The organism is Citrobacter sp. CK194, assembly GCF_030333395.1.
Taxonomy (GTDB): Bacteria; Pseudomonadota; Gammaproteobacteria; order Enterobacterales; family Enterobacteriaceae; genus Citrobacter_B; species Citrobacter_B koseri.
Genome location: NZ_JAOWGA010000019.1, coordinates 238775 through 251288, shown reverse-complemented (window position 1 = coordinate 251288; position 12514 = coordinate 238775). Strand labels below are relative to the sequence as shown.

Annotated in this window: 8 protein-coding genes and 1 tRNA gene; 4 read left to right on the top strand and 5 right to left on the bottom strand. The window is 50.0% G+C overall.

Annotated features, from left to right (window positions below; all coding sequences use genetic code 11):
- Window positions 1–177: 177 nt before the first annotated feature.
- On the bottom strand, window positions 178–462 hold the full coding sequence (locus OGX80_RS17325) for a YfcZ/YiiS family protein (protein WP_024130148.1): 285 nt from the start codon (window positions 460–462) through the stop codon (window positions 178–180).
- A gap of 371 nt (window positions 463–833) precedes the next feature.
- On the opposite strand from OGX80_RS17325, the gene fadL reads away from it, so the two are divergent.
- Window positions 834–2183 carry a long-chain fatty acid transporter FadL gene (gene fadL, locus OGX80_RS17320; RefSeq protein WP_024130146.1) on the top strand — a complete coding sequence of 450 codons (1350 nt, stop codon included), beginning with the start codon at window positions 834–836 and terminating at the stop codon, window positions 2181–2183.
- Window positions 2184–2245: 62 nt separating this feature from the next.
- Here the strand turns inward: fadL and mlaA are convergent, their stop codons facing one another.
- Window positions 2246–3001, bottom strand: a complete 756-nt coding sequence (gene mlaA / locus OGX80_RS17315; RefSeq protein ID WP_024130145.1) for a phospholipid-binding lipoprotein MlaA — start codon at window positions 2999–3001, stop codon at window positions 2246–2248.
- Window positions 3002–3289: 288 nt separating this feature from the next.
- Between mlaA and OGX80_RS17310 the strand changes: the two genes are divergently transcribed.
- Both OGX80_RS17310 and OGX80_RS17305 read left to right on the top strand, forming a co-directional pair.
- The gene (locus OGX80_RS17310) at window positions 3290–4222 is read left to right on the top strand and encodes a formate/nitrite transporter family protein (RefSeq protein ID WP_012131426.1); all 933 of its coding nucleotides are present in this window, start codon (window positions 3290–3292) and stop codon (window positions 4220–4222) included.
- Window positions 4223–4297: 75 nt separating this feature from the next.
- A tRNA-Arg gene (locus tag OGX80_RS17305) sits at window positions 4298–4372 on the top strand.
- Window positions 4373–4543: 171 nt separating this feature from the next.
- Here OGX80_RS17305 and OGX80_RS17300 read toward each other — a convergent pair.
- The gene (locus OGX80_RS17300; RefSeq protein ID WP_115181327.1) at window positions 4544–6148 is read right to left on the bottom strand and encodes an MFS transporter; all 1605 of its coding nucleotides are present in this window, start codon (window positions 6146–6148) and stop codon (window positions 4544–4546) included.
- A gap of 628 nt (window positions 6149–6776) precedes the next feature.
- On the opposite strand from OGX80_RS17300, the gene OGX80_RS17295 reads away from it, so the two are divergent.
- The gene (locus OGX80_RS17295) at window positions 6777–8201 is read left to right on the top strand and encodes a glucose/sorbosone family PQQ-dependent dehydrogenase (protein WP_220369554.1); all 1425 of its coding nucleotides are present in this window, start codon (window positions 6777–6779) and stop codon (window positions 8199–8201) included.
- A gap of 42 nt (window positions 8202–8243) precedes the next feature.
- On the opposite strand, the gene OGX80_RS17290 is transcribed toward OGX80_RS17295, so the two are convergent.
- Together OGX80_RS17290 and dosP are read right to left on the bottom strand one after the other, a co-directional pair.
- Window positions 8244–9806, bottom strand: a complete 1563-nt coding sequence (locus OGX80_RS17290) for a sensor domain-containing diguanylate cyclase (RefSeq protein ID WP_049011460.1) — start codon at window positions 9804–9806, stop codon at window positions 8244–8246.
- The gene (dosP, locus tag OGX80_RS17285; RefSeq protein WP_286471357.1) at window positions 9803–12346 is read right to left on the bottom strand and encodes an oxygen-sensing cyclic-di-GMP phosphodiesterase DosP; all 2544 of its coding nucleotides are present in this window, start codon (window positions 12344–12346) and stop codon (window positions 9803–9805) included. Before dosP ends, OGX80_RS17290 begins: the two co-directional genes overlap by 4 nt.
- Window positions 12347–12514: the final 168 nt, after the last annotated feature.

Below are 12514 nucleotides of genomic sequence, written 5' to 3'. Positions count from 1 at the left end.
AACATTCCCCTGTAAAAAAATAAAATAAGTGGTCTGACCTGATCACAGTCTTAACCAATTTTTTACATTTCGCCAAGCGGAGACGCCAGAAAGTGAGAGCTAAGACACAGAGGATAGTAACAGAGGGTTACGAAAATGCCCCTGCCAGAATTTGACAGGGGCATTCAAAGAAGGGGATTAACGCAGACCCAGCTGGAAGATCAGCGTTTCAGCTTCGCAGGCGAAGACAAAGTCGATGTCCAGACGCACGCCTTCAGCTTCTTCGGTAAAGGTGGATGTAATCTGGCAAGGTTCAGACTCCACGCCACGCGCTTTTTCTGTCAGAGCCGCCAGCGTCTCTTCGGCCTGCGCGCGGTTTTCAAACACACGGCTGTAAGACGCGGTGCAATCGGAGTTGTCCATAATGGTGCCAACATCCATACAGCAGCAAACCGGGGTTTCATCAGCACTGCATTTACTCATTGTAGATTTCCTCTGTATTTGCACTCAAGGTGCCAGATAAATATTGAGGATATTTTACGCTCGTGGAAAAAGGCTCTCCAGTCGTTAATGATGCAAAATGGGATAAGTGACCGAAATCACACTTAAAAATGATCTAAAACAAAAATCGCCCAATCGAGTGAGTGCGCCAGGCCTCAAATTTGCCAGCTGGATCGCGTTTCTACGATCACAATTGAAAAATATTATAAACATACTTGCAACATTCCAGCTGGTCAGACCTATACTCACGCCACTGGTCTGATTTCTCTGTCGTACCTCAGACCCTACACTTCGCGCTCCTGTTACGGCATGTAACATAGTTTGTATAAAAATAAATCGATGAGGTTATGGTCATGAGCCAGAAAACCCTGTTTACAAAGTCTGCTCTCGCAGTCGCAGTGGCAATCGTCTCCACACAAGCCTGGTCTGCAGGCTTTCAGTTAAACGAATTTTCTTCCTCTGGCCTTGGCCGGGCTTATTCGGGTGAAGGCGCTATCGCAGATGATGCCGGTAACGTTAGCCGCAACCCGGCGTTAATTATGATGTTCGATCGCCCCACTTTCTCTGCGGGTGCGGTGTATATCGATCCAGATGTCAATGTGACCGGCCGCTCTAACTTAACCGGGCAAAATGCCAACGCGAATAATATTGCGCCAACAGCGTGGGTTCCTAACCTGCACTTCGTTGCGCCGATCAACGATCAGTTCGGTTGGGGGGCATCCATTACCTCCAACTATGGCCTCGCCACCGAATTCAATAAAGATTATTCAGCCGGTATCTATGGCGGTAAAACAGACCTGCAAACGGTGAACCTGAACCTCAGCGGCGCCTATCGCCTGAATAATAGCTGGAGCTTCGGGGTTGGTTTTGATGCGGTTTACGCGAAGGCTAAAATTGAGCGCTACGCGGGTTCCCTCGGTCCGGTGCTTTCACAACAGCTGGTTGGACAAGGCGTACCCTCTCAGTGGACGGATGGCATTAACTCCCCTGACTCCCAGATCGCCCACCTGAAGGGTGATGAGTGGGGATTCGGCTGGAACGCAGGCATCCTGTATGAACTCGACAAGGATAACCGTTGGGGCCTGACCTACCGCTCTGAAGTGAAAATCGACTTCGAAGGCGATTACAAAAGCTCCATTAACCCAAATCTGAACAATATTTTCGCCAGTATGGGGCTTTCAAGCCTGCCATACGGCACTGGCGGCGCAACACAGAATGGTTCCTTAACCCTGAACCTGCCTGAAATGTGGGAAATCTCCGGTTATAACCGCGTCGCACCGCAATGGGCTATCCACTATAGCCTGACTTATACCAGCTGGAGCCAGTTCCAGGAGTTAAAAGCCAAAGGCGACGACGGCCAGACGCTCTTCTATAAAGATGAAAGCTTTAAGGATGCGTACCGTATCGCGTTGGGTACGACCTACTACTACGATAAGAACTGGACTTTCCGTACCGGTATCGCGTATGACGATAGCCCGGTTCCGGCAAACAAACGCTCCATTTCTATTCCCGATCAGGACCGTCTGTGGCTGAGCGCGGGTGCAACTTACGCCTTCAATGAAGATGCTTCTATTGACGTTGGCGCATCCTATATGCACGGTCAGAACGTGAAATTCACCGAAGGGGAAGGCCCGGCAGCTTACTCCTTCAAGTCTGACGGTAAAGCCTGGCTGTTCGGTACGAACTTTAACTACGCATTCTGATTTTCATCAGACGTAAAAAAAGGTGAGTCTTTTGACTCACCTTTTTTATTGGCCTCGTGTGGTTATTCAGAATCAATCTCTTTAAGATCGTCCTGAATCGCCTGGGCATTCGGGTTTTCCTGCGGTTTAAGCTTCCCGCCGTTAGCGATGAAGTCATGACGCTGGAAGTATGCTTCACGCACCAGAATATATGGGTCGGAAGACTGACGCAGCAGACCATCGGAATCCAGCAGTTGCGCGCGGGTTTCAATTCCTTCAATGGTCCATTTACCAATAGACATCGGCCAGGTGAGCCAGGAAAGTACCGGATAAAGGGTATCGGCCATATCACCGCCATCTTCACGCAGCGTGAAGCTGCCATAGAACGGAAGTTGCACGTAGGGGCCATACCCCACGCCGTAATGGCCTAACGTACTGCCGAAACGGTGCGGTTCAACACGCTGTAGTTTTGGATTCGCCATCCCCGCAACATCAATAAAGCCCCCCATCCCCAAAATACTATTCAGGAAGAAGCGGGTGAAGTGCACCATGCCCTGATAGGGATCGCCCTGCAGGAAATAGTTCACCATAATCGCAGGCTCTTCGAGGTTGCTGGTAAAATTACTCAAACCATTTCTGGCAGGCTGCGGAACATAATCACGCCAGGCGACAGCGACCGGTCGAACGACATACGGGTCCAACACGTTAAAGTTGAAGTTGTACATGGTGCGGTTAAATCCTTCGAGCGGATCTGAACGCCCCTGCTGTTCTGTACCGGAGCTTGCACATCCCACCAGCAGTGTGCTCCCCAGCGCAAGCGCCGACAGGCGAAGCTTCATAAATGTCTCCCTGTTGATTATGGCTATCGCTGATTGCCATCCATGACGGAACGAGACCGTATCCGCCTGTTTAGGTGTGAGCGATTGTAACAGCACGTCAAATGATGTCTATATACTGATTCTTGTTGATTTGATCATAGCCTGTAACTCTGGCTCATGGCGGGTTTCATTCTAACCGGGCGGGTAAAAACGCGCGTCGCCTTTTTTGCGATTTCAGAGTTTGCCCTGCCTTCAGTCGGATAAAAGCCACTACGCTTTAGACAGATGTGTTCATCACGAGGTCTCACAATGGATAAATTCAGCGAAGAGAAAATTGATCAACACAGTGACGAACTCGAAGTCGAAAGCGAAGAAAAACAACGCGGGAAAAAGATAGAGGTCGACGAGGATCGCCTCCCCTCACGCGCGATGGCGATTCACGAACATATCCGCCAGGACGGCGAAAAAGAGCTGGAGCGTGACGCTATGGCGCTGCTGTGGTCAGCCATTGCCGCAGGGCTCTCAATGGGCGCCTCGCTACTGGCGAAAGGTATTTTTCACGTACAGCTGGACGGCGTCCCCGGCAGTTTTTTACTTGAGAATCTGGGTTATACCTTTGGTTTTATCATCGTCATCATGGCGCGCCAGCAGTTGTTTACTGAAAATACCGTCACCGCCGTTCTGCCGGTGATGCAAAACCCGACGATGGGCAACGCGGGTCTGCTGATGCGGCTCTGGAGCGTGGTGTTGCTGGGCAATGTAGTCGGTACTGGCATCGCCGCATGGGCTTTTGAATATATGCCTATATTTGACGAAGAAACGCGCGATGCGTTTGTCAAAATCGGCATGGATGTGATGAAAAATAGCCCTGGCGAGATGTTTGCCAATGCCATTATTTCCGGCTGGATCATTGCCACGATGGTATGGATGTTTCCTGCTGCCGGCGCCGCAAAAATCGTGGTGATCATTCTGATGACCTGGCTCATCGCCCTCGCTGACACGACCCATATCGTCGTGGGTTCGGTTGAAATCCTCTATCTGGTGTTTAACGGCACGCTGCACTGGAGCGACTTTTTCTGGCCCTTTGCTTTGCCCACGCTGGCGGGGAATATCTGCGGCGGTACATTCATCTTCGCGCTTATGAGTCATGCGCAGATTCGTAATGATATGAGCGCCAGACGCAAAGAAGAGGCCAGGCTGCGTGCCGGAAAGAAGGCAGAAAAGCAGAAAAAACAGTCCTGAATGGCGACTGTTTGAGCAGTCAGGCGGCGATATACTTACTGTGCAAGGTAAAAAACGCTATACTCGTGCCGCCTCGTCTCCTTAGTTAAATGGATATAACGAGCCCCTCCTAAGGGCTAGTTGCAGGTTCGATTCCTGCAGGGGACACCATACATACCTCTCCTGACGTCTGCCGGGTTCAGTAAAACCACCACAATCAGCCATCGTCTTGTGATTTTGCATTTCTACATTGCCACGAGGCAGACAGGATGATGCGTGATTCAGTCCTGCCGCCCCACAACGTTCTATTATTCACCAGACGGTATAAGCTGACGCTTATTCTTATTCCTCTTGTATGACAAAAGATTCCGCTACACTCGCAGAAAAATAGTGTGTTGCTTTTTTATTCAGAATGATGTCATCCAGCTGCTGCTGTATTTGTCTGTCATCGACAGTCGCTCTGTCGTGCTGACGCAGATGTTCAGCCAATGACGACACCATGAATGTTTCAATAAATTCATTGGATTTCTCAGGAACTACAAACAGTCCCCAGGCGTAACCGCCATCCCTTAACCGGATATTTTTTAACTTTTTCATCAAACTGATAAATTGGCCATTCTTTTCAGCATCGACATGATAATAAACAGACACCAGCATCGGGCCGGTATGGCCGGTAATATCATTAAGACCATCCTCAGCAAGGCTAAAGTGATCTGAATGCTGCAAGTTAATATTGTCATGGTCAATTTTTACCTTTAATACGCATAACCAGACAACGACAATACCGATTGCGGCAGAAAGTAATGCTGTGGTTACTGACGTATGCGAGGCAATTTGTCCCCAGACCAGAGAACCGAATGCCATTGACCCGGAAAACACGGTCAGGTATAAGGCCAGCCCTCTTGCGCGAACCCAGTCCGGGAGCGCTGTCTGGGCTGATATCATGAGCGTTGACAAGGTAATAATCCAGCTGAAACCAGCCACAATACTGGCGAAAATGGCGGCATATTGAGATGCTGCTCCGGCGAATATCAGTAATACGGCAGCAGTACCGAATGTTCCTGAGGTAATAAGAGCGCCAGCACTGAGTCGCTTACGCAACGCAGGCAAACTGAATGCGCCACAGACAGCGCCGATCCCGATACTGGTTGTTAACACGCCATATAATGTTGCATCTCCCTGAAGTGAGAGTCTCACCACCAACGGGAGCATTGCCCAATACGCGCTGGCAAAAACAAAGAAGCTGGCAGCCTTTATTATTGTTCTCATTAATTCCGGGCTGTAACGGGCATAACGCAAACCTGAAACCATTGCGGCAACAACAGATTCAGCCGGAAGACTCCCGTTCGTTTTTTCTTCTCCTTTCCACCACCATACCGCAGCAATAATCGCAATAAAACTCAACGCATTCAGAAGAAAAGGAAGATAAAGACCGACCTGTGAAATCAAAATACCGGCCAGCGCGGGCCCGATCGCCCGGCTGATGTTAATCCCCATACTGTTTAACGCAATCCCGGATTTTAATTCATGAGGTTCAACAATAGCAGGTACAATGGCCTGCCATGCCGGGCCTAAAAACGCGGCGCCGGATCCGAGAATAAACGTGATGAATAATAACCATCCGATACTGACAACATTAAAATAGACGATAATTGCGAGCAGAGATGCGGCACACAGCATCATAATATTAACAAGAATAAGTAACTTTCTCTTGTCGAAAATATCCGCAATGGCCCCCGCCGGTAACGCAAGCAAGAATACGGGCAGAGTGGTCATTGCCTGAATAGCGGCAATCATGACAGGGTCCGGGCTTAAATTGGTCATCAACCAACCGGCGCCAACATCATTCATCCAGGTCCCGATATTGGAAAAGAGTGTGGCTATCCATAACATGAAAAAAACACGGTTACGTAAAGGTGACCATGCTGATGAATGTTGTTCTGCCATATAAATATGCCCTCCAGCTTAAGATGACCGGTAATCATTTACTTGTCACAGGTATCAACGATATCGTAATCAAAATACAAAAACAGGAAAAGAAGATTTACGGGGAATATTTAGATACAGTCCCTTATATCATGACATTACCTTTTATAAAAATAAATAACAAGAATTAAAATCCGCATTCAGACAATACCATCTCCGGTAGAAATGTGCCTGATAATCCTTAAATAAAGTGTTATCACTGAAAAATAGAGACTATTCATGGACATCACTCTCATTATAGAACACAACCACATAAGCCAGTGGGTAAAAATCAACATTAACAACACATGTCGGACAGTGAATTTCAAAAAATGAGACAATAAATTCATATCGCGATATTGTGAGAAGCCAACAAATGAACCTCTAACAACTGCCAGAGAAAACATTCAGTACAAACAACACGTTAAACAACACTCCAATGCCGACACACCCAAATCGACTTATTCCACCTTATCGCAACAGATTCATTTTTAATAAATTACCGGCTTCTGGCGCAACTTGACAAATTACCTCTCAAGGACAATAGTTGTTACATCTTTGAAAATTTCGACATCCGTCGAAACTATTTATCATATACAGGAACGCAATGATGAATAATAAAATAAAGCGCATCAGTCAGGCTGTTACGTTAGCCCTTGCCATATCTGGCGTTAGTTATGCCGCAACCTCATCACAGGCCGCAAATTCAAAACAAACCGAGATACAAGCCTCAGAACCTTTTTCCGCGCATGTCCTCATTAGCGGGCTTGATGCCCCGTGGGATATGGTGTGGGGGCCGGATGATTATTTATGGGTAACCGAACGTAAAGCCGCTTCTATCGATCGTATCAACCCGAAAACCGGTGAGAAAAAAGTCGCCATTACGCTGAGCGGGGTTCATACCGGGCCGCAGCATGAAGGCGTTCTGGGCCTGGCGTTGTCACCGAACTTCATGAAACCGGGTGGCGATAATTATGTTTATACGGCCTATACCTATATGAACGGCGACAAGGAACACGCCAAAATCGTTCGCCTGGAATATGACGAAAAAACCCAGACGCTGGGTAATGAAAAAGAGATCCTGGCTGGATTCCCGGCAGGCAATGACCACAACGGTGGACGCCTGCGCTTTGGCCCGGACGGGAAGTTGTATTATACCATCGGTGAACAAGGGCATAACCAGGGCGCGAATTTCTGTAAACCTATCGAAGCTCAGCGTATTCCCACTGAGAATGAACTGAAGAATAAAGACTATGCCGCCTATGCCGGTAAAGTGCTGCGTCTGAATACCGATGGCTCTATTCCAGATAATAACCCCGTTATTAAAGGGATCAAAAGCCACCTGTTTACTTACGGACACCGTAACCCTCAGGGACTGGTATTTATTGGCGATACCCTTTACGCATCCGAACAAGGGCCATCTTCCGATGACGAGCTGAATATCCTCGAACCCGGCGGCAACTATGGCTGGCCACACGTTGCCGGTTTCCAGGACGATCAGGCTTACGTTTATGCCAACTACTCTGAAGCGGCGAATTGCCCGTCTCTGACCTGGGACCCTAACCATATTCCGGCAGGCGTTCCTGTCCAGAAAGAAACAGAGTGGAAAGCCGCAGACTTTAAAGCGCCGATTAAAACGTTCTTTACGGTCAAAGAAGGCTTTACCTATAACGACACCAGCTGCGGCCCGGATTCTTCATATATCTGCTGGCCGACAATTGCGCCATCCAGCGTGGCATACTACCCGGAAAACGGCGTAATTAAAGGCTGGCGAAACTCGGTGATTATCAGCTCCATGAAAAATGGCGCGCTGTACCGTGTTCTGCTGAATGCCGATAAGAAAGATGTCCAGGGTGACGTCGCGAAATATTTCCACACGGCAAACCGTTACCGCATGGTGCTGGTCAGCCCGGACACCCGTAAAATCTACGTGGCGACGGATAACTTTGGTAATGTGATGGATGAATCCAACCATCCAACGCATAATCTGAGTAACCCGGGTTCTATTATCGTCTTTGAATACACGGGCAAATAATTCAATAACAGGCGAATACGAATAAGGTATTCGCCTGCTTTTTTATCCTGCGACCACCTGGTTTCTGCCCGCCTGTTTCGCCTGGTACATCAATTCATCAGCCCGTTTCAGCGCCTGAGAGACAGAGTCAACGCCCGACGGCCACACCGTCACGCCAAGAGAAATGGTGATATGCCCTACCGTCTCTATCTTTGCGGCGGCGACCTCTTTTCTCAGCCGCTCCGCAATATCCGCCGCAGCCTCTACCGACGTCTCCGGGAAAAACATCATAAACTCCTCTCCTCCCATACGGCAGGCGGTATCATTTTTACGACAGCTTCGCTTCAGCAGCTGCGCCAGCGCTTTTAACGTAACATCGCCAATGTCATGACCAAACGTGTCGTTGACGGCTTTGAAGCGATCGATATCCAGAGAAATCACCGCAAACTGCCGCTGCTGATGTTCGTATTCAGCCAGCAGTTTCTCTGCCGCCCGTCGGTTGACCAGGCCGGTAAGCGGGTCAGTGCTGGCCTGATCGTTCAGCCATTTCATTTTCTCCCGGATTAATTCCATTCCCTGAAGCAACGCGCGCCTGAGTCGGGAGGCTTCGATATACCATGATCGAACGTTTCGTACTTTTTCTGCGGACTCATCGCTGTCCATCGAAATGGCGTGATCCGCCAGTTGACGCAATGGTCTGACGATTTCATTCCCCAGCCACCAGAGAATAAACAACCCCACAATACCCAGCGGTACAACGCCGCGTATCATTTGCCACATGAGCCCATCAAGCGCAGTAAGGGTTTTATCTTTTGGTTTTTGCGCCACAACGCCCCAGCCCGAGGTATTTATACTGGCATACCCCGCCAGCATTTCCACGCCACGGGAGTTCGTCACCTCCATCGCACCGCTCAGCCCTTGCTCCACGGCTTTCACTGCGGCATTGCCTTCCTCTTTTTCCCCTCTGCGGGCCGGATCGGGGTGATATAAGAGCTGGTCATTTTTATCAACGACATAAATATAGCTGTCATCATTGCGGAAATGATTAGAAATGAGCGCTGAAAGAACGTTGCTTCTTTGCAGATAAATCGCGCCGCCAATAAAACCGAGGTATTTCCCCTGCGCATTCCTGACGGGATGTGAAATATACACCACCAGATTACCGGACAGAGAATTGTAGGCGCTGCTGACCGTCGGCTGCATTTCTTTGAGAGCCTCGACACCGCCTGGCGTGGTCAGCATTTTCCCCTTCAGGTTCAGGGATTCAGGCAGCACACCAATAATTTTGCCTTTTTCATCCACCAGCGTAACGGAATCAAAACCAAAATCTCGCCGCTGCATCCTCATCATTTCACCAGCGATAATGCTCTCATCATCGAAATGCTGACCGATGACGCTCGCACTGTATTCCAGACGCTCCATGAAAACCGCCAGATACAAATCAATAGTGGAAGCAATCCTCTCCGCATATGCCTGGTTTTCACTGAGTTCATTCTCAATGAGTACCTGCTTCTGGACACGCCAGGCTGAATAGAAACTATTGAAAAGAGTAAGGAGGGTCATCAGAAACGCAAAAGCAATAATAAGCAGACGCAAATTCAGCATCTGTAACAGTTTTTTCTTCATGATTGTGCATCCTGCAAGGGTGAACGGTAAGCCTCTAGCCATACCGGTAACGTATTCGCCGACAATGGTCGGGAAAAAAGAAATCCCTGAAGTACGGAACAGCCCATTTTTCTCAGTTGCTGATGCTGATGGGTATTTTCCACACCTTCCGCCACAACCGTCAGGTCGAGGTTATGCCCAATACTGACAACCGCTTCGACCAGCGCATTGACGCGACGATCGCGGGCGAACCGGTCAATGAAGCTTTTATCAATTTTGACCTCCGTCACCGGCAGATACGCCAGGCTGGCCAGACTGGAAAAGCCGGTGCCAAAATCATCCATTGAGACCCCCGCGCCCATCGCGCGAATCTCCCTGACCCGCGCAAGCATCTCGTCCGTCAGATCCATCATGGCGCTTTCCGTAATTTCAATGGTCAGGACATTGCCGGGCAGCTGATATTCATTCAGCAGGTCGGCGATATAACGGGGTAAATCAGGCTTACGGAAGTTATGGGCAGACAGGTTTACAGATACCGCCGACACATTCGTGCCCTTTTCCCGCCATTCAAAAAGCTGTCGGCAGACTTCACGCAGCGCCCAGAGGCCGATATGCTCTATCTCTCCCGTCTCTTCAGCCAGAGGAATAAACGTCCCTGGAGAGATGTCGCCGGCGTGCGGATCGTGCCATCGGGTCAGCGCTTCAAAACCGTATACCTGCCCGTCCGCAGCCCTGATCTGAGGCTGATATTCCAGCCGCAAATGACCCTCCGTAATCGCATTTCGCAGCGCCATGCCCAGTTTCAGACGTTGCATGACGGCCTGATTCAGTTCCGGGTTAAAAAACTGATAGCTTCCACCGCTTTCACGTACCCGCTCCATCGCGCTCTCGGCGTGGGCCAGCAGCGTTTCCCTGTCGCCGCCAATGGAATGGCTGATCCCAATACAGGCTTTAAGCTCGAAGGTCTGCCCGGCGGCGCTCATTTCAGCGCCAACAATATGCTGCATAAGCTCAGCCAGGTGTGAGGCCTCATCAACACGACAGGCGCTCGCCACCACGACAAACTGCGCGCCACCCACCCGGCTGATAAAGTGATGCGGCCCGAACCGTTCCTGCAAGCGGTTAGCCAGCGTGATAATCACCTGGTCGCCAGCGGAATACCCCAGTGACTCATTCACCTTACGAAAACGGTTAATATCGAGGAAAAACACGGCGAGTTCCGGCTCGTTACCCGACAGCAGTTTATCCAGATGGTGATAGAGATACTGACGATTGGGCAGCCCCGTAAGGGCATCGAACCGAACCAGTCGGTCGATTTGCTGGCGACCTTCCTCCCGCTCAATCGCCAGAGCGCAAAGATGAACGCTGGCATCGGCAATGCGAACCAGAAATGTATCCGGCTCATTCTGTGTCCTGAAATAAAAAGCAAACGTCCCTGCCACGGAACCATCTCGACGTTTTACAGGGTATGTCCAGCATGCCCGAAAACCATGAGGCAACATCTGATGTTTATAGGGAGCCCATAGAGGATCGGTGCTGATATCCTGGACCATGACGGGCTCGCCACGCGCAGCGCAAGTACCGCAGCTTGCCACACCTTCACCGACGGCCACGCCATCCCAGTATTCACCATATTCTTTTGGAAAACCGGGAGCTGCCCACGGGCGCATCCGGTTATCGACGATCCGGCATACCGAGACCAGTACGCCTGGCGCAATATTTCCAATTCGCTGGCAGATGTAATCACCCGTTTCCTGGAAAGTCATCCGGCTGGTCAGCGCGGCCAGTACATCCCGCTCCAGATTACGAATATTACGTTCTTCTGTAATATCAACGAAGGTTACGACAAGGTTACGGGTCTGGCGGTGGTCACGCTCATTGAGGACAGGGTTTACCGAAACCCTGCTCCAGACTTCCCTGCCGTTTCTGGTCGCGGTGAGGAGTTCTTCCTGAAACCAGCGACTTCCCCGCAGATGTTCTTCCACACGTTTTAGCGCGTCATCGCTGTTTCCTGAAAACAGCAGGAAATCAGTGAACACCTGGTTCATGGCTTCGTCTGCGCCATATCCAAACATGCTGGTGAACGCACGGTTGGTCTGGACAATACGACGTTGTTCATCCAGAACAACCACGGCTCTGTCCGTGTTATTGACGGCAAGCAACAACAGACGGTTTTGCTCGCGCCTGGCTACCTCTTTGCTGACGTCCCGGGCGGCGGCCATGTAGTGGATGCGGCCATCCACATCTATTTTGGAGAGCGAAAAGCTGGTCCAGACCTGCGTGCCGTCTTTTCGTTCCAGTTGAAGTTCACGATTCATCCCGACAACCCGGGAATTTCCCCCGTCGCGGTGATGGTGGACATAATCCCCGTGAACATGCTTCAGAGGCCCGGGAATTAATATATTCATATCCCGGCCAAGCACTTCATCCCTGGAATAGCCCCACAATTTCTCTGCGGCTTCGTTAAAGAACAGAACCCGGTTACGCTCGTCGACGAGGACAACCGCCATGAACGTCTGCTCAAGAGCAGGAAACAGAATATTGTCAGCCGCAGCTTTCATTTTCAGATAACTCCTCAACAGATAATGCCTGACTGACGGAAAGTCGCATTATCCTGAACAATTGTCCCTGCAAACCACAGCCTCAGGCAGGCCGATACATGGTGATGACGTCACCTGCCGCGTTTCGCTATTCAAACCCTGTAGGAAAAGTCTACTGAAGCAAACGGA

Bases quoted from the DNA above. Each gene is read 5' to 3' on its own strand.
- OGX80_RS17325 (WP_024130148.1), bottom strand. From the start codon at position 462: ATGAGTAAATGCAGTGCTGATGAAACCCCGGTTTGCTGCTGTATGGAT.
- fadL (WP_024130146.1), top strand. From the start codon at position 834: ATGAGCCAGAAAACCCTGTTTACAAAGTCTGCTCTCGCAGTCGCAGTG.
- mlaA (WP_024130145.1), bottom strand. From the start codon at position 3,001: ATGAAGCTTCGCCTGTCGGCGCTTGCGCTGGGGAGCACACTGCTGGTG.
- OGX80_RS17310 (WP_012131426.1), top strand. From the start codon at position 3,290: ATGGATAAATTCAGCGAAGAGAAAATTGATCAACACAGTGACGAACTC.
- OGX80_RS17300 (WP_115181327.1), bottom strand. From the start codon at position 6,148: ATGGCAGAACAACATTCATCAGCATGGTCACCTTTACGTAACCGTGTT.
- OGX80_RS17295 (WP_220369554.1), top strand. From the start codon at position 6,777: ATGAATAATAAAATAAAGCGCATCAGTCAGGCTGTTACGTTAGCCCTT.
- OGX80_RS17290 (WP_049011460.1), bottom strand. From the start codon at position 9,806: ATGAAGAAAAAACTGTTACAGATGCTGAATTTGCGTCTGCTTATTATT.
- dosP (WP_286471357.1), bottom strand. From the start codon at position 12,346: ATGAAAGCTGCGGCTGACAATATTCTGTTTCCTGCTCTTGAGCAGACG.